The sequence below is a fragment of the Enterobacter sp. JBIWA008 genome, assembly GCF_019968765.1.
GTDB lineage: Bacteria > Pseudomonadota > Gammaproteobacteria > Enterobacterales > Enterobacteriaceae > Enterobacter.
The window spans coordinates 1,965,315-1,983,702 of the sequence record NZ_CP074149.1; the positions used below are offsets into that span (position 1 = coordinate 1,965,315).

Genomic DNA, 18,388 nt, shown 5'->3' on the forward strand with positions numbered 1-18,388 from the left:
TTTCTGATATTAAAAAATCAGTGTTCAGTCAGACGCTGCCAGATTGCTGACACGTATTTGACCTGATGAAGAGCATCCGAAATAGCCTTGTGAGGTTCTCCCTCAAATGGGATCTCATAGCGAGGCTTGCAGCCAACGGCTTTACCCAACTCGACAATGGTTCTTACATCCCGGTTATTCCAGAATTTCCATGGGCAGGGGATCCCCGTACGGTCATAAGATGCCTCAAGCAGGACATTGTCATAAGTGGCACCATTACCCCAGACCTGAACAGAATCAGGGCCGCTAAACGCATTCTCGCTTATAAACTCATTTAGCTGCAGTAATGCATCATCGAGCGGAATAGCGTCATCCATTACCAACTCAGAGCGCGCTTCGGGCGAAGCTTTTAGCCAGAAGATAATGGTAGATGCATCCGGAACTCCGCCGCTGGCCATGGCTGATTCCAGGCTAATAACTTTGTAAAATTCCGATCCGGTATTACCTGTAGATGGATCAAAGAACACGGCCCCGATAGATACGACTGGTGAATCAGCTTTTTTACCAAAAGCTTCAATGTCGATCATAAGGTGTGTATAGAGCATTTCAGGCTCGGCATGATTATGATGACCGGAATCATTATTTATGGCAGTTGTGCTGCTATAATTTTCAGTAGCGCTTGCGCTTGAGATAGTTTCTTCCGTGCCTTCTGATAACGCAGCACCGTCCGGGGTTTCATCATTGCCAGTTTCTTCCATCTGCACATTATCAACGTACTCCGCTGCGGTATCTTGTTGGTCGATTTCAGCGTTGCTGGTGGCCAACCCTTCAATAGAAAAAAGACCATTACCAACTTTTTCGAGAATCGGCTGCGTGCCGTCGTCGACATGTGTCTCTTCATTCTGGCCGACAGTTTCAACATCAGAATCAGTCGCTACCTCGTTTGTCCAGCTCACCTCCGGGTTATGACGTGCCGCAACAAGAGTTTCGTCTGATGGTGCAGAATGATCGCTTTCAGTCAGGTTCGCGTTAATGAATCCGCTGAGACGTGCCGGATACAGGTAATGCTCTGGGTGAGCGCTGCGGATAAGTGCAAAGATAGCTGCACGCGAGTAGTCCAAAACCCCCGGAGTTGCGCGAAGAGCTCTAGACCATTCTTTGAATGGACTTTCTTTTTTACTAACGATCTCTTTTGCCCGACGGAAAACACCACCAGGGATATCATAAATGTTGAAATCCATTGGTAACGTGGCCAGCGCAATCTCTAAATCGAGAGTGTCGAGATCATGTTTAAGGTCAAGGTTTCTGTCGGTCTTGTTGCCTCCGCCAGCATTCGTACCGCTTTCATTACGCTGTATTTCTGCAATGCGATTGCCTTTGGCCCATTCTTTTACCAGCAGGCCGCGGTCAATGTAATCAGTCGCCGCCCAGATTCTGGAGAATCGGAGAACCAAAGCGAGTTCGTGACGCTTTTCCTGGCTGAACACTTTGCGAATGGCGTCGGTATAGCGCCACAGGTCTTTGGTGTCGTAACCCTTAACCTGTTCGCAGTTTTCTGCCGCCAGCAGCAGGTTCTGGACATAACTATTGTCAGTGTCCATCTCCAGCTCGCCGATAACTTCGTATTCATCGCGTGTAATGTGGTGGCGCAGTTCGTCGGCGGTGAACTGGGCGAGTACCTGCTTGCGGAAGGGCATGCGAACGACTGGATAACGTGTGGTTTCGTCATCATTCTCGTCAATCTGGATACCGTTATCAGGTTTGAGATCATGACCAGTTGTAACGTCGGCGTCGCTGGTGCTTTCTGATTTGAGAAGAGCAAGCTTTCCGCTTCTCCACTCTTCAACTAACTGATTGCGGTCGCCAGCATCTGCTCTCGCCCAGTCAGCCATGAATGCAGCGATATTTTTAGTTTCGTGAACTTCATCTGGCGCGAATACCTGCTTAATCGCCTGAACGAGTTTCCACTCAGCGTTCAGGCTGAGTTCGGTAACTTCAGGGATGTCGTTCTTCGCCAGCAGCAGTTTCTGAAGATAGGTGTTGCCTTCATCCAGTGACATTTCGCTGGCAGCCAGCTGCTGCTCTTTAGCGATATGTGACTGGTATTTGTCGCTGGTCAGGTGAACGGCAAAACGGACCGCTGGAGTGCGGTTTTCAAGAGGAACACTCTCGACGGTACTTTCGACTTTAACGGTCGGTTCCGGTGCGGCAGTGTTGTCCACGGCTCCACTAGACTCAGCACCAGTCTTTGGCAGCCAGGTGCGTCCATCGTCCTGGAGTTCGTAGCGTTTGCACCAGGTGTAATCCACTGTGCATTCTTCCGGCAGGTCGTTGTAAACAGGGAAATCGGTACGGACAGGCTTGCTATAATCCTTGCCCCGGCCGGTTTCAATGCCAGCATCTTCCAGCTCTACATCCAGCTGCAAATTGGCTCGTGCTTCTGATTTAGCCGTGAACCAGATAACGGCATCTTCTTTGCCGGATTTCTGCGTAGCCTTGATTAAATGAAAGAATTCCATATCGGGTCCTTAATTTTGGTTGTAAGATACCCGCAGCTAGTGATTGCCGCCTTGGGTAGTGGTCATTGGTCAAAACTCGATTCCGGAAAGCTTTGGTCGGCTGACCGGGTACTTAACCCGCCTTGCGCGGGTTTTGTGCTTTTAGGGGCTGGTAGCAGCTATTGGTCACAACTCGATTAAAATTTGAAAGCTGGCTGTTGGTCGTCAGCCGATTTGTACGGGTAACACTCTCCTTTAATGTGCTGCTCTTTGGCAGCTGCATCACAGCCAGATTCGGTTTTGTATACACCGAGCATGATGTCTGAGCATTCCCCGGTGAGGGCACAGACGGTAACGATCAGTGCAAAGAACGAGTTCATGCTTTTAGCTCTGGATTGCCTTTTTGGGCCAGTAAGTAGCAAAGCTTACGAACCAGAACTTCAAACAGATTTAAGCGAACGGCTTGGGGGCCAGCTTTTTTGCGTGCGAAATCGATCATGGTTAACTCCTGTGTGCCTTTAACGCCAGGCTGGCGGAACGGTAAACCTGCTGCGCGATTGTCTTGCCATCTCATCCGGTGTTTCGTATGCCGCCGGCAGCTACTTCGTGGGCGTCCTGCCTCGATGACTCATTGCGATAGAGATATTATTATCAATACAATCGATATGTGTCAAATTAAATCGATAGTTGAGGGCGAGAAAAACCTAGGGTCATTGATGACCCGAGCACAAGAGGGTGAATTAAAAGAAAGGCTATTTGGTTGGCGGGATCAGATTACGTTTCTGCAGATATGTCTTTGCAAAATTATCGAGCTCTTCAAGTCTAAGGTCTATTATATTGATAATTCGTTCTTTTTCATCATCTGTTGGCAATTGTTCGAATGCTTCCAGAAGTCTTTCTTGAAGTTCTGTTGACGGCTTCACTTTTGGTTTTGGTGCCCAAGGATCCTGCTCTTCGAGGGTCTCACCATCCTCCATAAAGAACCATGAAAGTGGATACCCAGTCGCAGCGGGAAGAAGATTCAGTATTTCAGATCTGGGTAAAATGTCAGAATTGCACCAGCCATTAACAGATTGAGCCTTGACTCCCAGTCTGCGTGCCAGCTCAGATTGTGATATTTCGAGATCTTTTATCGCCTTTTGCAATCTCTTACCGAAGTTCATCTCTTCATCCAATTCATCTAGTTATTAGCAATTATACAGATTTTTTCTGTAGCTCTTACTATCGAAATAATTTGACGATATCGATTTAATTTGTTTTATTGTCACTCATCGTTAACAACTGAGAACAACTGATGAAGACATCAATTCAAAAAAAGCTCTTATCGATTTGCAGTCAGGCTGAGCTAGGACGCCGGATGAAAAGGAGAGCCCAAACTGTAAACGGCTGGTTTAAAAACAAAATTCCCGGAGAGCTGGTGCTCAAAGTGAGTAAGGCCGTCGATTGGCAAGTTACTCCTAATGAATTACGTCCTGATCTTTATCCCAATCCAAAAGATGGTTTACCTCAGAAGGAGGCTTAATCATGCAGTCAGCTACATATCAACATTATAACCAACGCCTGGCCGGACCGCTGAAAACTCAAAATCAATTTATGGCGCATCGGCGAGATAGCTTTAAGCACCGTTCAATACAGGTTGCAGTTCGAGAGTGGGAATCCACTTTGCCCGGCCAGGCGCAGGAGAAAATCGCTCAGATGGTGGCTGAGCAGTGGGCGAAGGAAGGGGGCCGCGGTATCGCGGTCAACAAGCAGAATTTATTCCGGTATCTGAAAAACGAAGGTGGTTCGGAAAAAACACCGCATACATCATGCAACTGTCGGGGGCAATCGTCGCCGCTATGCCCATTGAGATCGCCAGAAAGCATGGACTCAGTAACGCCAGAACGGAAGCCGAGCTGGTGGCGAGCGCTATCAAAGAATGCAGTGAGGCACATCAGGCGAAGTTGCTGGGCGCACCGCTGCAAAAGCTTGAGAAGGAGATCCGCGAAGCGGCAATCGCTTTATTCAACATGTTACCTGCTGACGCGGCGGGACCACTACTGGCGAGTATCAGCGCCGTAGCGCCGCAATTTTTTTAATCGAGTTTTGACCAATGAATTCAACCCGGAGGCTTCATGAGCATTGATGCAATGCGGTGGGCCAAGAAAGTTAAGACCGGAAAATCCTCCAGTAAGGCGATCCTGACCTGGCTGGCTGATATGTGCGGCGCTGACTTGTGCGCTTACCCATCCGTCGCTGCGCTTGCAGAGGCTACTGAGATGGACAGAAAGACGGTGCTTGCAGGCTTGCAGCATCTGCAGGAAATCGGCCTGGTTGTCGACACAGGTGAACGGCGCGGCAGGACCAAGCAAATTCCTGTGTACAAGCTGGTCGGTGTTGAGGAAAGCATCCCCGATGCCGAACAGACCCAAAACCGGAACTCTTTAAAGGATCCCAAAAACGGGACGGTTAATTTGAACCGTACCGAAAACGGAACTGTTAATACAAACAGTGCCATAAACGGGATTATTTCAGGTGATAAGGGTACCAAAAACGGGATTGTTAATAGTTCAGATTTTAACCAAAGAGTACCGTTTTTCCCTTTAAACAGTCCCAAAAACGGGACACGGAATCTACCAAGGAACCATAAAGATCTAAACCCCACACATAGAGAACTGGTCGGATCTGTTATTCCTGATTATCCGGATCAGCCAGGTATCGGAATTGGGCAACAGCAGCCATTCGGCAAATTCCGGATGTTTAAAAACTGGAATCCAACAGCCGACTTTGCACGACAAGCAAACCTGTGGGGCATGCCGATCAAGGCGGGCATAAATATTGAAGCCGAGCTGAGCAGTTTCATCGCTTACTGGCAAGCCGAAGGGAAAGTGTTTCATCAAATTCAGTGGGAGCAGAAGTTTGCTCGCCACTTGGATCGCGCAAAGGTTCTGAAAGCACCACAAACGGGAGGTACCGAGAATGCATCAGTTCGACCACAGCCAGCAGCATCCCGGGCTGTTCAGCAAATACAGTCAGCACACGCAGAGTGGCGACGCCGGAACGGACTTGATGGCGACGGAGACGGCGTGGCGGTTATGGCAGGTGATGGGGGAAATCTTCTCGAACCGCTGGACGCAGAAGAATGGGGCAGAACCCACGGCCCTGTGGATAGCTCAGATAGGTTCGATGACTGAGGACCAGATCAAACTGGTTTGTCAGCAATGTATGGACCGTTGCGCAGCAGGTAATACATGGCCCCCGGATCTTGCTGAGTTCGTTTCGCTGGTTTCAGAGAGTGGCGCAAATCCGTTCGGGCTGACATCCGACCGGGTGATGAGTGAATACCGACGCTGGCGTAACGAGTCGTATCGTTTTTCGGGTAGTGACAAATATCCGTGGCCGCAGCCGGTGCTGTATCACATCTGCATCGAAATGCGCAGAACTGGTGTTGAGCGTCAGATGACCGAGGGGGAACTTAAAAAACTGGCAGAGAGGTTATTAACCAAATGGACGAAGCACGTAAGCAACGGGCTTTCAGTTCCACCAATCCGTCGCCAGCTAGCTGCACCGCAGCATCCGGCAGGGCCAACTCCGGCACAGCTGCTGATGGAAGAGTACCAACGCCGTAAAGCGGCAGGTTTAACCAACTAATCGAGTATTGACCAATGACCAAAGTATTAACACAAAAACAGCAGGTAGCAGTGTTTGTGCGCTACCAACCGAACTGCGCCGTAGGCGATGTTGCAGAGGCACTGGATATGTCAGGTGCAACAGCTGGCAAATTGCTTCGTGACTTAAGCGACCAAGGCGTGATCGTTCGTTCCCGGAATAGTGTTCAGTACACATACGAGGTGGTACCAGACGCGGATATTCCGGATGTAATCCTTCCGTGTATGGCGGAAAAAAGCGATCCAGTCAGGATGCAGGCCGCAGAGGAGAAAGCGAAGGCGCTTGAGGCAAAAGGCCTATGGCGAAGAGCAGCTGCGGTGTATTCAGAAATGTTTGGCATAGCTGGTAGTGCTGTTGAGGTCGCCCGTATCGCCAAGCGTCGTAAAGACTGCCTGCGTCAGGCGGGGAGGGCGTAACCGATGCCGAGACCAAAAACGCAGAGTGAACGCAACCAAATCATATCAAGGATCATTGAGTTGGTGAAAAAGTATGGCCGTATCACGACGAAAGAAGTCGTTGCGATGTTCGATTTGCATCGCACCACCGCAGAGAAATACATACGAATAGCCATTGCACGGGACGAATTGATCCGTTACGGTCGTTGCGGCATTTTCCGTGACCAACGCACAATTATCGATTTCGACCTGAAACGCTTCTCACACACCAGAAAGTAAAGTGAATGTAGAAGAGAATGCAACTTAACCGCGGCATCTCTATACTCATGAAGGTCCGCTTTGAGCGAAGAGCGGAAGTTCGCAGTTGTTTATACGATTGCTAAAAAGGGTGATTTACAGCAGGATTAACACGTTAAATGCTTGACAAAAGAGAGAAAGCACTCATGGAAAGAGTTTGTGTCCGATTTGATGGCGAGATTGAATGTTCCAACTTTATTTCATAAAGCGTACACTGTTGGTAGGGTTAACAGGATAAAAGATTTATTTTTTACGAGGAATTTTATGAATTTTCTACACTACAGTGTCAATTTGCAAACCCAGGATATGGTTGAAGTTACTTTAGATAAACAAGCTAATGTACGACTTTTAGATGATTATAATTTTGGCCAATACAAACGAGGTGCTCAACATAAATATTATGGAGGTCATACTAAGACTTCTCCAGTCCGTCTGAAGGCTCCGTCGGCGGGACACTGGAATGTTGTAATTGATTTGGGGGGATATTCTGGAACGGTAAAAGCATCTGTGAATATTATTAAGGGCTAGTAATGTCTCAATCATCGAGCACTGAAAGTTCGCTTTCTCCGGTAATTAGGCGAGCAAAATTTGATACGCTGACTATATATGAGATATCCGAAGAGGAGCTTTTGATTATTGAACACGGCTCACCTGACTCTATCTATCTAACAATCTCAATTGCATTGATTTCTTTCGCTATGGCGATTTTTTGTTCATTGTTGGTTACGGATATAAAGTCAAGTATAGTCATGACACTGTACATTGTTATCGTCGTTGTCGGGTTTGTGGTTGGCGGTATCATGCTATTATTATGGAAAAAAAGTAAAAACTCAGTTTCAGTATGTGTTGCAAATATACGAAGAAGGCTGCCACCACCTGATGGAGAGTTAGTTGAATAGAAATGTTCTGCTTCCCGTTTATTAACACAGGTTGGAACTGGCAACTGCCGCTTATGGTACGGAACGGACTGGCTAACTGGGCATGGGCCCACTGTGAGAGAGGAGATGACACCCTGTTTCACAAAAAGTAGCATTGTTCTACAAGCAGCTTTCATAATGAGGTTATATGAAAATAAGAAGGTTCCGTAATGGGGATGAAATCTCATTATTTAACGTGTTTTATTCTTCTGTACATACCATCGCATCAGACTACTACACACATGAACAAATTGATGCTTGGGCCCCGGCAGAAATCGACCAGGAACAATGGGCCAATCACATGAGGGAACTATCCCCTATTGTTGTAGAGCTTGATGGCGAAATAGCTGGATATGCAGATCTCCAACCAAATGGGTACATTGACCATTTTTATGTCTCAGGAACCTATTCAGGACAGGGGGTAGGGACATTACTAATGAATTGCATTCATGAGGAAGCGAGGCAACATGGAACTAGTGAGCTTACTTCAAATGTAAGTAAGGCTGCGGAAGCGTTCTTTCTACGACACGGCTTTCATGTAGTGGAGAGAGGTTTTCCTATTTGCCGTGGAATTACATTAGAAAATGCACTGATGAGAAAACATTTGGCTAAATAATAAATAACCTGCAGCAGGTAGCATTGTTTGCCTGGTTGAGCTCAACAAAACAGTACAATGGATGTCCGCTCCTTGCACACAGGGGATTTATATGGCACAGCCAAAACTTACATACTCTAATAAGTACTTGAAACGTAATTTAACTCGTTGATTTAAATTCTTTTTTTAATAATGCGTAAACAAATGTGTTCTCATATCTTTCCTCGCCTTCATCCGTAATAAATGAAACAAACTCTTTAAAGCAACCCTCCTGTCGCATACCAAGGCGGGAGCACAATCTTTGAGAGGACAGGTTGTAGTCTTCAACGTACGCATAGAGACGCCTTGCATGTTTCACGTTAAACAAATATTTAAACAGGGCCCCAACTGATTCTGTTGCATACCCGTACCCTTCATAGCGCTGATTGAAGTGCCAACCTACGGACCACGTATTAGCATCTGGCTCGCCACTATTTTCTGCAAACAGATGGCCAATAAGGAGGTCGGTGTCTTTGAGGCAAACAGCAAATTGGCTTGGATCTTTTGCCCTTCTGCATACTTCATCTACGGCATCCTCAACTGAGTTGAGCGTTTCATCCTGAAAACAGGGAGTACGTGGCGAAGATAGATAATCCAGAAGTGCTAAAGCATCACTCTCTTTAAATGAACGAAGAATGAGTCTGGGTGAAATGGCTATTGTCATGGCTTGTCGATTCCATTAAAGATTAGTTATATGGTGCTGATTTAATGAAGAATTTATTGGGTGAATAATACTTGCTGCGACATTAACGCCCACTGTCCTGTTTGTAAACAACATAATCATGCTTTAACAATTCGTGCTGTTAAGGCGTTGATCAAACTTCTTCATAAGTGTACTGTATAAAAATACAGTTTTTGTGGTGGAGGCGCTTATGAAAGTTGAATTAACCATTGATCGCACTAAAGAACTTCCAGAGGGTGCAGTCCCGGCACTTGAGAGAGAATTATTAAAACGGCTTCAGAGTCAGTTCGATGAGTGCAGTCTGATTGTGCGTCGCGCAGGTTCCGATGGGTTAAGTGTTTACGGTGGCGAAAAAGAAGCTAAGAAAAAGGTTGAGGAAATCCTCCAGCAGACCTGGAAAAGTGCAGACGACTGGTTTTATTGAAACAGCATGCAGAAATTTTCCAGTTTGGAGGGGAGATTGGTGAAACAAAAACAAGAATTACCGAGCAAAGGCTACGCGGTCATCAGATGCCACGATGGGGTTATCGTAGCAAGACTGCCATCATTTCCTGACAGCGCGCGCGCACTCATGTACCGACGAGGCGACGAGGTGTCATTCATGCCGTTACAGGATGATGAAATAGTGGGAACACCGACACTCTTTACGCAGATGCTTGAGCGGGCCGGTTATCGAGTTTCAAAGATGAGTATGATCTCGGTCTCAGTCGAAGAGTTAATTAGATAAATTTCAGCAGAATTGTGCTTAATAAGTGTATAATTCCACCAGAGAATTATACAATAATTCTGTAATATTAATTTTTAATGACGAATTTACTTATGATAAAAGGAGTTTTTAGATGGGCTTGTATTTAGATGAGAATGTTGTTTCTAATATCAACATCCTTAATTCGATTGTAAGAAGAGATTTGACAGATTATGAAAACAATCAACTTTTCTCTAAAAAAATTATGGACTCTGAAGAAGATTTTCTCAACACCGCAGTCTTAACAGCTTGGATGACTTTTTATAGTCATTTCACAAATGAGCGAAAGTTTTTAGATGATAATACACAATTTAACCAAGAGTCTATCTCTGACTACGTCAAATTCAATGCAGATATGTATGCCAAAGATAAAATTCAGTTTTTATCAGACCTTATCAGAGTTCTCTATGAGTTGCACTTTTGGACAGGTAAGTTACGTGGCGAGGGAATAGTATCAGACGAGTTTTTGACCCTTCTGGAAAATAGATATGAAAACCTCGAGGATAAAACTACACAGTTCAAATATATCCGTGAAAACTTAGCAGTTGCGTTGGTTCAATGGTTATTAAAAAGTCAAAACTTTTCTGAAGCCAAGGGGTTGATTAAAAATATTCAAGAAAAAAAGGAGTCCTTTATTGAAGAGGTAACGACTTTAAAAGTCGAGAATCTTAATGAGATAGACCTAAAGGAGACTGAAGCGATAAAAAACATTAATGATAACTTTTCCTCCATCAAAAATGAGATAAGGATTAACAAGGAATCCGTTGATGCATCATTAAAAAATATAGCGGAGTCTTTGATCGAAATAAAAGAGCTAGAAGGTCGAGTACAAGATTTGAAATCAGAATATAATTTCGTAGGCTTGAGTTCTGGCTTCAATAAAATAAAAGAAAAAAAGGAATTAGAACTAAGAAATATAGAGGTTAATTATAAGAATTTATTTGGATGTATATTCATCGTTCCAGTTATAATTACGGTTCTTCATCTTGTCACCCCTGCAGTATTTCCAAAGGATTTGACGGTTTTGTTTCTGGCATTGCCATTTTTAACAATTGAAATGGCTTTGATTTATTTCTTCAGGCTTTCATATTTAGAAGCGAAATCAATCAGGACGCAGTTAGTTCAGATTGATTTACGCTTAAGCCTTTGCTCATTTATTGATGGTTACGTGGAATATCGCAAGAAGAATAATGTCAATATCGATAAAGTCTTAGAGATTTTCGATTCACTGATCTTTAGTCCCATTCAGACAAATGAAAATAATATTCCTTCAATGTTTGATGGTATTGAGGCGATTGCGGGTTTAGCTGAAAAAATCACAAAAAAATGAAGTCGTGGTTATTGAGTGCAAGTTAACCTTCTTGCGCTCATTTCGATGTGTGTGGCCACCTTAATATAAATTTTGTCCTTCAATTATAACTTTATGATAAAAATCGTTAGATTGTTTTTGGTTTAAAAAATTTGTTATAATTTTAACTTAGGCCTGAACACCCTAAACCTGCTGCGCCACTGGAGAGATACCATGGCGCAAATACACAACCAGAATAAATCCTTACTGACCCCTCAAAAGGCCAGCGATTCTCTTTTGCCTCTGCAACTGCAGGAGGCGGCATGAAGAAAAGCTGGTTCACTCACACCGGGCTGACAACCGAAGAAGCCAATGAGCTGGTGGCTCGCTATATGTCTAAAGGCGTCCCCGTCGAGAAAAGCCTCGATATTGACCCTCGTCTTTGGATAGTCAGCGTATTACTACCTCAGCAAAAATACTCAGCTAAGACAGCGCAAAGCATGCGTTCTCGGGCATGGGGGTGATCGTGACAGTGTACAACATCCTCCCGATGGGTAAGCCACGCATGACGCGTGCCGACAAATGGAAGAAGCGCCCTGAAGTTATGCGTTACCGGGCCTTTTGCGATCACGTCCGGCTCCTGGGCATTTGCATGCCCGAATCAAATTCACACGTTACCTTCGTTCTTCCAATGCCGAAGAGCTGGAGCAAGAAAAAGCGCGCAGAGATGAACGGGCAGCCCCATCAGGGTAAGCCCGATCTTGATAACCTGATGAAGTCTTTGATGGATGCGCTCTTCGAAGACGATACGCATATCTGGGATTCAAGGATAACAAAGCTCTGGGGCGAGAACGGGCAGATCATTATCAGGGAGAGCGAGTGATGCGTGCGCTTCTTCAACCTGTGATTGCCCGGGAGCTGGGTGTCGTACTGTTGAAGCCAGGAAGAGAGCTGATGGAGTTGTTCACCACAGGCAGAGTGCTGATCGAGCGTCAGCCTGAAAGCATGCGCGAATATCAAACAGGCCGTGTTCCCGATGCTAGGCAGCCACTGGCTGAAAAAGAGCAGTTGCGAAGCTTCTTTTTGAATGAAAAGGTCCTGACTGCTGCTGGTGGTATTAGCGGGCTTGATTACTGGTTGCTGAAGTATGGAGGAGGAAATTGCCAGTACGCTCATAGCGATTACCACTATCACGAATTAACCATCATGCACCATGAGCCGGGTTCCATTTTACTTTGTGGTTATTGTGATAACCAGCTGCGTGAACAACATACCGACGGTCTGGCAGACCTGGCCTGTAATAACGTGGTTGCCTATGTGCTGGATTCTGTCCGTATTTATCTTTGCCTGGACAAAAGCCGCGAGATCTCACTTCCAGAGCTCTGCTGGTGGGCAGTACGTAAAGGGGTTACGGATGCACTTCCAGAATCATGTGTTCGTGAAGCGCTTCGTTTACCTCAAGAAAGCAAGATTGGTCGCGAAAGCGATATTACGCCTTCTGTACCGGCCAGCAGCATCCTTTGGGAATTAGTTTCAGCTGTTGACCTGCCTGATGCGCTGACAGAACCGCTGGTGGGCGTGATAGTGGATCCGGCGCCGCCTCAGTCTTTCATGCGTCGACCGAAGCGTCTGCGCTGGGGAAGTCGCAATTATCTGAATTGGGTGAAAACACAGCCCTGCGAATGCTGCCAGCAGCAATCAGACGACCCGCATCACTTAATCGGATGGGGGCAGGGAGGCATGGCAACAAAAGCTCACGACATCTTCTCGATTCCACTTTGCCGAAAACATCATACCGAACTTCATAACGACCGCCTGGCATTCGAGCGTAAATATGGCTCGCAGCTGGAAATGATCATTAGAGTGCTGGACCGGGCCTACGCGCTCGGCGTTCTGGCGTAAGGAGCGAACAGGATGACACCACGTCAACGCCGTAATCATATTGTAGCGCTGGGTAAAGCAGCGAGTGCGCCGCGTAAAAGCTGGCTGGGTAAAAGCATGCTTCTTACAGGTATTCAGTCGGCATGGATTAAATCATTGCTGACAACATGGGGCGAGGGGGTAAGCGGTGGAACAGCCCCACGATTGCCTCGCGCTCATGCATGCTGGGATGTTCTTAAGGGCGGGCGATGGTCGGATAAGGCATTGTCTCGCTTTACAGCTGCACTGGAACAAGCTCGAGCAGAGGGATTCAGAGGGCCGCAGGCGTTAAATCGTGCTCACGCCATTTTGTGGCCACAGCCCGCCACCAGCATCATTGATGAAGCTATGCACGATGATGACGTTGATTTTGTCGAGCAGTCAGTGCTGCAGGCGCTTGATGTAAATGACCCGGTTTATATCGTCGGTCTGCAGTATTACACCACACGCAAAAAAATCTCAGACATTACGCGGGAACTACAGTCTATCGCACCGTGGCTAACGGATTGGGAGGCCAGAAAACGAGTTCGCTGGTGCCTGGAGATATTCAGGGCGAAGGTCTTTTTATCTACGCGGAAGCTCCTGGCTGAGGAGAGCTGAATGATTGGGTTTTAACTTTTCGTGCTCTAATTCTATTTATATATTGAAAACGAGCCAGGAATTTAGATAATTTATTCATGCTTGGCAGAGCTGCGCCGCGATGGCAGCGAACTTAAGCGACAATTTGAATATAACGAAAGCCCCGCCGGTCGGGGCTTTTGTTTTACGGCGATACGACAGGGGTATTCGCGAAGGTGCATTCCACCAGTACCCCTGTCATATCGCCGAACTCACCAGACATATTCGACGTAAAAAAAATTTTAAGGGCCCGGTGTTGCAAGCTATGGTTCATCTCTTGTGTTGACAGTTTGTTGATCCAGTTTGAATTAAACTGCGTACAATAAATGAACAGGGAGAATGTATTGTTAAAGATACTCAAAACGCTGGCGTTGGTAATCTGTTTTGTGGTTAGCTGTGCAATGTACTTTCATCTCTATGTAGTGATGAATAAGGATTGTATTGGGAATACCACAGAAGAGGTGACCTATGGGCGTCTGGATGATTGCCCTGATACTGATTGCCAGCCTTATAGCTGGAGTTGTTATTTACATTGATGTTATCTCGGATTTCATTATCGATGCCAATTTCCTTCATCTCCCATAGATGTTTTTGCGTGAGCGCTGCTTTTCGCAAAATTGCTGTGTGAAAATACTGACCCTTGGGTTCAGCGCTCATCCAAAAGCATCTCGTCAAAATCCAACTAACCGGGGTGGTTTGTTGGATGAGGTGCCTCAAATTCAAATAGCCTCGCTTCGGCGAGGTTTTTTCATTTGTAAGACCTCCATCAGGTGGCGATGTCTAATACCATTGACCGAAGGAATAAGTTCAGCGTAATTTATTTCTGTGGTGAATCCTTTCTAAGCGAAAGGGCGTTCCAGTCGACTGCTATCTGCAGGTATGCGCGCGGCTTTGCTGACTGGGGTAGAGTCACCGGGAGGCACCCGGCACCATGACAACAATAATACAAGCTTCAAATTCCTTGAGAGCCTGCCATAAAAAGCAGGCCTTTTTTTATGGTTTTGCAAACTGCTGCTACTCTTTGAGTTGTGGGAAGTAACTGAATGCCCTGTGGTTCTCCTGGACCGATAGTGAATCAGCCGATACAGCTTCACTCCTGAGCATAGGCCTTACTCACACCTACCTTACAAATAGTCAACTCATTAGCCCGCCTTCAAAAGCGGGCTTTTTTTATTCTCACGACAGCACCCGCATAGAGCGAGGTGAGAGCATGTATCGAATGGACAAAATAACTACTGGCATTTCCTACGGCGCATCGGGAGGTAGTGCCATTTACTGGTTTAGAAGACTTCTTGACGGTTACTCCCCAGAGCAGTGGGCGGCTATAGGTGTGATCGGTAGTTTACTGTTCGGCTTGCTCACCTTTCTCACCAACCTCTATTTCCAAATCAAAGCAGACCGTCGAAGAGCTGCGCGAGGTGAATGATGTCTAATAAATCAAAACTCAGCGCAGCAGTGCTGGCACTAATCGCATCAGGTGCATCTGCTCCACTCATTTTTGACCAGTTCATCAGCGAGAAAGAAGGCAATGCGCTGGTGGCCGTTGTTGATCCGGGTGGGGTCTGGTCTTTATGTCACGGCGTTACCTTTATCGATGGCAGACGTGTTGTTAGGGGCATGACGACCACTGAGGAACAATGCAGGAAGGTTAACGCTATTGAACGCGATAAGGCATTAGCCTGGGTTGATAGCAATATCAAAGTGCCTCTTACAGAGCCGCAGAAGGTGGGTATCGCATCCTTCTGCCCGTATAACATCGGGCCTGGTAAATGCTTTCCTTCGACGTTCTATAAGCGCATCAATGCTGGTGACCGGAAAGGGGCCTGTGAAGCTATTCGCTGGTGGATTAAAGACGGTGGCCGTGATTGCCGACTAACCAAAGGCCAGAAGAATGGCTGCTATGGGCAGGTCGAGCGGCGCGATCAAGAAAGTGCGCTGGCATGCTGGGGGCTGACCAATGAAAATTAATCCAGGTCTAATCGGCGTTGTCGTTATTGCTTTCCTTTCGGTCGCCCTCGTTAAAAGTTGTTCAGATGCCAGCAGCCTGCAGAGTGATAACAACGTTCTGAGAAGTGACAACACTTTGCAGGGGCAGGTAATTGCCACTCAGGCATTCAACTTCAATCGGTTCAATCAGGTTGCAGAGCATGCCAACAGGCTTAACTCCCTGATCGACACCAGCACTGAAGAAACCGTTATCGAATACCGGGAGATTCTCCGCCGTGAAAAAACCTGTGATCTACCTGTTCCTGCTGACATTGCTGGTGGGCTGCTCGAATACGCGTACCGTTTACGTTCCAGCGCAATGCACGCCGATCCCGACGGACCTAACGCACCCGATGATCGTACCGCTGCCGCCAGCTCAATGACGTACTGCCAGGCTGTGCTCTGGATTAAGCCGCTGCTGGCCGTGATTGAAAAGGGTAACAACAACTTCGCAGGTATTCGTGAGATGGAGAAAGAGCGACAATAGTGAGTAAAAAAAACGGAAACACTCTAGGTACAGTTAACGTGATCGGTTAGTAAATTCCCTCAATTCTGACTTATCAACTAACCTATGCTATGGCATTATTCCTTGAAAACCATTGTCAAGGATTACAAATGTCGAAGATTACCGTTAAAGCAGGGGCTGATCACATAAACGATCTTGCAACTGCTAAGCCAGTCTCAGCGATCAGTGAACTTATATGGAATGGATTTGATGCCAAGTCTCAATGCGTAGAAGTTATAATTAATAAAAACCCTGCGCTTGAATCAATCGACTCCATTATAGTGAAAGATTACGGTTCAGGAATTGATCACAATAAAGTATCGGATTTATTCGGCAACTTAGGTGAGTCTTGGAAGAAGCAAGCCAGAGCAAACGGTGATAGATCACTCCATGGTCAATATGGACGAGGCAGGTTCAAGGCTTTATCCTTGGGCTCAAAAATCAAATGGAACACGGTCTTTACTAAAGATGATAAGAGTTTCAAGTATGCAATTTCTTCTGATGCTAACAGCGTAAAAGATTTTGAGATAGGACCGATAACATCTCTTGAACGTACAGATAGCGGTACCGAAATAGAAATCTTTAACGTCACTGAAAATGTTAACTATTTGCTTAGTGAGGAAGCTCTTTCAGAGTTGGTGATGGAATTCGCCTTATTCCTGACTGAGTACCCCAATAGGAAATTAATTTTCTGTGGTGTTCATGTTAAACCTGAGGATGCTTGGGATGATAAAACTGACTTCGATTTAGGTGATATTGAGTTACCTAATGAGCAAAAAGCTAAGGTTTCTCTATCTATAATTGAATGGAAAAAGAAAAATATACAGCGTGAATTTCATTATTGCGACGCCCTAGGGTTTTCCTATTATAAAGAAAAACTTGGGCAATTAGTCAGAGCGCCAGGTTATGAATTTACCATCTATGCAAAATGTGATTACTTCAAAGCACTAAGTGAAAGAAATGAAATCTCTTTGGGAGATATGATCCCGGAGTTGAAAGTAATCAAAGACGCAGTATTGCAAAGGGCAAGGCTGCATTTTATCGATAAAGCATTCGTTAAGAAAACCAAGATAGTAGATTCATGGAAAGAGGAAGAAATCTATCCCTACGATGATGAATTGGTGCTTGATCCTACCAAAATCGTTGAACGAAAAGTTTTTGATATCTTAGCGGTCAATGTTCAAAGTTATCTTAAAACATTCGAAAAGGCTGATAAGAAAACAAAAAAATTCACTTTCATGCTATTGTCTCAAGCCATCAAACAGAATCCAGCTTCCGTGCAGAAAATAATCTCTGAAGTTCTTGGGTTGAAGAAAAAGGAGCAAGATGAATTGGCGGAATTGCTTGAGAGCACAACTCTCTCATCAATTATAAGTGCTTCAAAAATAGTAACTGACCGTCTTAATTTTCTTAATGGGCTCGACAATTTGGTGCACGACAAAGAGTCTAAAAAGAATTTGTTAGAAAGAGATCAGTTGCACAAAATACTTGAGCGTGAGGCTTGGATCTTTAAAGAAGATTTCTTCTTGGCTGGTTCGGAAAACCGTCTGGAGGAAGTACTACTTAAACATATCAAACATCTCGGAAAGCGTGAGGATGATACGTCAGCAGGGCCGGTGCTCTTACCAGATGGAAGGCAGGGTCGTGTAGATTTGATGTTTGCAAAATCACGTCAACCATATGAAGGTTTTACTGAGTATTTAGTAGTTGAATTAAAAAGACCGTCTCAGAAAATTGATTATGATGTTATTGGTCAAGTAGAAAAATATGCTTTGGCTGTAAGTGCCGATGAACGGTTCGACCACGCAAACTCCAAGTGGACCTTCATAGCTGTTTCTAACTCGATGGATGCATATGCTACGAAAAGAGCTCGTCAACGTGGCTGGCCCAAAGGGAAGACCCTTGATGATGCTGATGCTAACGTCGAGGTTTGGGTAATGACTTGGTCAGAGGTGATTCATGCTGCAAGGTCTAAATTAAGTTTCTTTAGCCAGCAGCTGAAGTATGAGGCTACCAGAGGAAGCTCGACAGAGTATCTTGAGCAGAAGCATAAAGAGTTTCTTCCTGAATTACCTGCTAATGAAGTAACAAAGGTCTCATAGCTTAGCCTGTGCATTATCTGCGGAGTGTTTAAAGGCTAAATAGTTAGAGGTTGTGTGATAATCAAAATGTATTCTGCATATCTCTTAGAGCGGATTTGGTGAGTGCCATCCGCTCTTGGGGATATTTCTAATTAGCTACCCAGCGCTGATGGGTCCTTTCCAGCCATATGACTT

At 45.6% G+C, this 18,388-nt stretch carries 24 protein-coding genes and 2 pseudogenes; 20 read left to right on the top strand and 6 right to left on the bottom strand.

All coding sequences use genetic code 11. The features are described from left to right. Positions 1-17: 17 nt before the first annotated feature. The 5 genes and pseudogenes from KGP24_RS09510 to KGP24_RS09525 all read right to left on the bottom strand — a co-directional run bounded on the left by KGP24_RS09510 (position 18) and on the right by KGP24_RS09525 (position 3,640). Positions 18-737 (bottom strand): 3'-5' exonuclease, encoded by a 720-nt coding sequence (locus KGP24_RS09510; protein WP_348984484.1) that lies wholly within the window; start codon positions 735-737, stop codon positions 18-20. Beyond that, positions 726-2,498, bottom strand: a pseudogene (locus tag KGP24_RS09515) (RecE family exodeoxyribonuclease); the annotation flags it as partial. The pseudogene KGP24_RS09515 and the gene KGP24_RS09510, both read right to left, overlap by 12 nt. A 176-nt stretch (positions 2,499-2,674) precedes the next feature. Beyond that, positions 2,675-2,857 carry a DUF1482 family protein gene (locus KGP24_RS09520; RefSeq protein WP_223563142.1) on the bottom strand — a complete coding sequence of 61 codons (183 nt, stop codon included), beginning with the start codon at positions 2,855-2,857 and terminating at the stop codon, positions 2,675-2,677. Beyond that, on the bottom strand, positions 2,854-2,976 hold the full coding sequence (locus KGP24_RS24750; RefSeq protein ID WP_259281114.1) for a hypothetical protein: 123 nt from the start codon (positions 2,974-2,976) through the stop codon (positions 2,854-2,856). The genes KGP24_RS09520 and KGP24_RS24750 overlap by 4 nt, the downstream gene beginning before the upstream one ends. Positions 2,977-3,229: 253 nt before the next feature. Continuing rightward, positions 3,230-3,640, bottom strand: coding sequence for a helix-turn-helix domain-containing protein (locus KGP24_RS09525; RefSeq protein ID WP_223563143.1), 411 nt, complete (start codon positions 3,638-3,640; stop codon positions 3,230-3,232). A gap of 131 nt (positions 3,641-3,771) precedes the next feature. Here KGP24_RS09525 and KGP24_RS09530 point away from each other — a divergent pair, with 131 nt between their 5' ends. From KGP24_RS09530 to KGP24_RS09570, 9 genes and pseudogenes are all read left to right on the top strand, one after another. Next, a complete protein-coding gene (locus KGP24_RS09530; protein ID WP_029485136.1) occupies positions 3,772-3,999 on the top strand; it encodes a YdaS family helix-turn-helix protein in 228 nt (75 codons plus the stop codon). Between the two features lie 2 nt (positions 4,000-4,001). Then, positions 4,002-4,555 (top strand): annotated as a pseudogene (locus KGP24_RS24775) (toxin YdaT family protein). Between the two features lie 36 nt (positions 4,556-4,591). Further along, the gene (locus tag KGP24_RS09540; protein WP_223563144.1) at positions 4,592-5,650 is read left to right on the top strand and encodes a DnaT-like ssDNA-binding domain-containing protein; all 1,059 of its coding nucleotides are present in this window, start codon (positions 4,592-4,594) and stop codon (positions 5,648-5,650) included. Next, entirely contained in the window at positions 5,562-6,107 is a 546-nt protein-coding gene (locus KGP24_RS09545) for a replication protein P (protein ID WP_223563471.1), read from the top strand. Before KGP24_RS09540 ends, KGP24_RS09545 begins: the two co-directional genes overlap by 89 nt. A gap of 14 nt (positions 6,108-6,121) precedes the next feature. Then, positions 6,122-6,541: a PerC family transcriptional regulator gene (locus tag KGP24_RS09550; RefSeq protein WP_223563145.1), complete on the top strand. Its 420-nt coding sequence runs from the start codon at positions 6,122-6,124 to the stop codon at positions 6,539-6,541. Between the two features lie 3 nt (positions 6,542-6,544). Beyond that, complete coding sequence (locus KGP24_RS09555; RefSeq protein ID WP_223563146.1) at positions 6,545-6,799, top strand: DUF977 family protein; 255 nt, start codon at positions 6,545-6,547, stop codon at positions 6,797-6,799. A gap of 177 nt (positions 6,800-6,976) precedes the next feature. Next, positions 6,977-7,345, top strand: coding sequence for a DUF1883 domain-containing protein (locus KGP24_RS09560; protein ID WP_223563147.1), 369 nt, complete (start codon positions 6,977-6,979; stop codon positions 7,343-7,345). A 2-nt stretch (positions 7,346-7,347) separates the two neighbouring features. Continuing rightward, positions 7,348-7,716, top strand: a complete 369-nt coding sequence (locus KGP24_RS09565) for a hypothetical protein (protein ID WP_050928424.1) — start codon at positions 7,348-7,350, stop codon at positions 7,714-7,716. Positions 7,717-7,882: 166 nt separating this feature from the next. Continuing rightward, positions 7,883-8,350, top strand: a complete 468-nt coding sequence (locus KGP24_RS09570; protein ID WP_086581624.1) for a GNAT family N-acetyltransferase — start codon at positions 7,883-7,885, stop codon at positions 8,348-8,350. Positions 8,351-8,489: 139 nt separating this feature from the next. Here the strand turns inward: KGP24_RS09570 and KGP24_RS09575 are convergent, their stop codons facing one another. After that, positions 8,490-9,032, bottom strand: coding sequence for a GNAT family protein (locus KGP24_RS09575; RefSeq protein ID WP_223563148.1), 543 nt, complete (start codon positions 9,030-9,032; stop codon positions 8,490-8,492). Positions 9,033-9,240: 208 nt separating this feature from the next. Here KGP24_RS09575 and KGP24_RS09580 point away from each other — a divergent pair, with 208 nt between their 5' ends. From KGP24_RS09580 to KGP24_RS09630, 11 genes are all read left to right on the top strand, one after another. Next, positions 9,241-9,474, top strand: a complete 234-nt coding sequence (locus KGP24_RS09580) for a DinI-like family protein (protein ID WP_223563149.1) — start codon at positions 9,241-9,243, stop codon at positions 9,472-9,474. Between the two features lie 6 nt (positions 9,475-9,480). Further along, positions 9,481-9,777, top strand: coding sequence for a hypothetical protein (locus KGP24_RS09585; protein WP_223563150.1), 297 nt, complete (start codon positions 9,481-9,483; stop codon positions 9,775-9,777). Positions 9,778-9,889: 112 nt separating this feature from the next. Further along, the gene (locus KGP24_RS09590; protein ID WP_223563151.1) at positions 9,890-11,125 is read left to right on the top strand and encodes a hypothetical protein; all 1,236 of its coding nucleotides are present in this window, start codon (positions 9,890-9,892) and stop codon (positions 11,123-11,125) included. Positions 11,126-11,406: 281 nt separating this feature from the next. After that, positions 11,407-11,607, top strand: a complete 201-nt coding sequence (locus tag KGP24_RS09595) for a hypothetical protein (protein ID WP_223563152.1) — start codon at positions 11,407-11,409, stop codon at positions 11,605-11,607. Continuing rightward, complete coding sequence (locus KGP24_RS09600; RefSeq protein ID WP_048980359.1) at positions 11,598-11,966, top strand: RusA family crossover junction endodeoxyribonuclease; 369 nt, start codon at positions 11,598-11,600, stop codon at positions 11,964-11,966. The genes KGP24_RS09595 and KGP24_RS09600 overlap by 10 nt, the downstream gene beginning before the upstream one ends. Further along, entirely contained in the window at positions 11,966-12,985 is a 1,020-nt protein-coding gene (locus KGP24_RS09605) for a DUF968 domain-containing protein (protein ID WP_223563472.1), read from the top strand. The genes KGP24_RS09600 and KGP24_RS09605 overlap by 1 nt, the downstream gene beginning before the upstream one ends. A 12-nt stretch (positions 12,986-12,997) precedes the next feature. After that, a complete protein-coding gene (locus KGP24_RS09610; protein WP_223563153.1) occupies positions 12,998-13,603 on the top strand; it encodes a hypothetical protein in 606 nt (201 codons plus the stop codon). A 1,228-nt stretch (positions 13,604-14,831) separates the two neighbouring features. Continuing rightward, positions 14,832-15,047 (top strand): class II holin family protein, encoded by a 216-nt coding sequence (locus KGP24_RS09615; protein WP_023292747.1) that lies wholly within the window; start codon positions 14,832-14,834, stop codon positions 15,045-15,047. Next, positions 15,047-15,589: a lysozyme gene (locus KGP24_RS09620; RefSeq protein WP_223563473.1), complete on the top strand. Its 543-nt coding sequence runs from the start codon at positions 15,047-15,049 to the stop codon at positions 15,587-15,589. Before KGP24_RS09615 ends, KGP24_RS09620 begins: the two co-directional genes overlap by 1 nt. Further along, complete coding sequence (locus KGP24_RS09625; protein WP_223563154.1) at positions 15,579-16,094, top strand: hypothetical protein; 516 nt, start codon at positions 15,579-15,581, stop codon at positions 16,092-16,094. Before KGP24_RS09620 ends, KGP24_RS09625 begins: the two co-directional genes overlap by 11 nt. 128 nt (positions 16,095-16,222) lie before the next feature. After that, complete coding sequence (locus tag KGP24_RS09630) at positions 16,223-18,214, top strand: ATP-binding protein (RefSeq protein WP_223563155.1); 1,992 nt, start codon at positions 16,223-16,225, stop codon at positions 18,212-18,214. Positions 18,215-18,388: the final 174 nt, after the last annotated feature.

Excerpts from the sequence above, each read along its gene's own strand:
- KGP24_RS09510 (WP_348984484.1), bottom strand. The coding sequence starts at position 737 with ATGGAAGAAACTGGCAATGATGAAACCCCGGACGGTGCTGCGTTATCA.
- KGP24_RS09520 (WP_223563142.1), bottom strand. The coding sequence starts at position 2,857 with ATGAACTCGTTCTTTGCACTGATCGTTACCGTCTGTGCCCTCACCGGG.
- KGP24_RS24750 (WP_259281114.1), bottom strand. The coding sequence starts at position 2,976 with ATGATCGATTTCGCACGCAAAAAAGCTGGCCCCCAAGCCGTTCGCTTA.
- KGP24_RS09525 (WP_223563143.1), bottom strand. The coding sequence starts at position 3,640 with ATGAACTTCGGTAAGAGATTGCAAAAGGCGATAAAAGATCTCGAAATA.
- KGP24_RS09530 (WP_029485136.1), top strand. The coding sequence starts at position 3,772 with ATGAAGACATCAATTCAAAAAAAGCTCTTATCGATTTGCAGTCAGGCT.
- KGP24_RS09540 (WP_223563144.1), top strand. The coding sequence starts at position 4,592 with ATGAGCATTGATGCAATGCGGTGGGCCAAGAAAGTTAAGACCGGAAAA.
- KGP24_RS09545 (WP_223563471.1), top strand. The coding sequence starts at position 5,562 with ATGGGGGAAATCTTCTCGAACCGCTGGACGCAGAAGAATGGGGCAGAA.
- KGP24_RS09550 (WP_223563145.1), top strand. The coding sequence starts at position 6,122 with ATGACCAAAGTATTAACACAAAAACAGCAGGTAGCAGTGTTTGTGCGC.
- KGP24_RS09555 (WP_223563146.1), top strand. The coding sequence starts at position 6,545 with ATGCCGAGACCAAAAACGCAGAGTGAACGCAACCAAATCATATCAAGG.
- KGP24_RS09565 (WP_050928424.1), top strand. The coding sequence starts at position 7,348 with ATGTCTCAATCATCGAGCACTGAAAGTTCGCTTTCTCCGGTAATTAGG.
- KGP24_RS09570 (WP_086581624.1), top strand. The coding sequence starts at position 7,883 with ATGAAAATAAGAAGGTTCCGTAATGGGGATGAAATCTCATTATTTAAC.
- KGP24_RS09575 (WP_223563148.1), bottom strand. The coding sequence starts at position 9,032 with ATGACAATAGCCATTTCACCCAGACTCATTCTTCGTTCATTTAAAGAG.
- KGP24_RS09580 (WP_223563149.1), top strand. The coding sequence starts at position 9,241 with ATGAAAGTTGAATTAACCATTGATCGCACTAAAGAACTTCCAGAGGGT.
- KGP24_RS09585 (WP_223563150.1), top strand. The coding sequence starts at position 9,481 with ATGCAGAAATTTTCCAGTTTGGAGGGGAGATTGGTGAAACAAAAACAA.
- KGP24_RS09590 (WP_223563151.1), top strand. The coding sequence starts at position 9,890 with ATGGGCTTGTATTTAGATGAGAATGTTGTTTCTAATATCAACATCCTT.
- KGP24_RS09595 (WP_223563152.1), top strand. The coding sequence starts at position 11,407 with ATGAAGAAAAGCTGGTTCACTCACACCGGGCTGACAACCGAAGAAGCC.
- KGP24_RS09600 (WP_048980359.1), top strand. The coding sequence starts at position 11,598 with ATGGGGGTGATCGTGACAGTGTACAACATCCTCCCGATGGGTAAGCCA.
- KGP24_RS09605 (WP_223563472.1), top strand. The coding sequence starts at position 11,966 with ATGCGTGCGCTTCTTCAACCTGTGATTGCCCGGGAGCTGGGTGTCGTA.
- KGP24_RS09610 (WP_223563153.1), top strand. The coding sequence starts at position 12,998 with ATGACACCACGTCAACGCCGTAATCATATTGTAGCGCTGGGTAAAGCA.
- KGP24_RS09615 (WP_023292747.1), top strand. The coding sequence starts at position 14,832 with ATGTATCGAATGGACAAAATAACTACTGGCATTTCCTACGGCGCATCG.
- KGP24_RS09620 (WP_223563473.1), top strand. The coding sequence starts at position 15,047 with ATGTCTAATAAATCAAAACTCAGCGCAGCAGTGCTGGCACTAATCGCA.
- KGP24_RS09625 (WP_223563154.1), top strand. The coding sequence starts at position 15,579 with ATGAAAATTAATCCAGGTCTAATCGGCGTTGTCGTTATTGCTTTCCTT.
- KGP24_RS09630 (WP_223563155.1), top strand. The coding sequence starts at position 16,223 with ATGTCGAAGATTACCGTTAAAGCAGGGGCTGATCACATAAACGATCTT.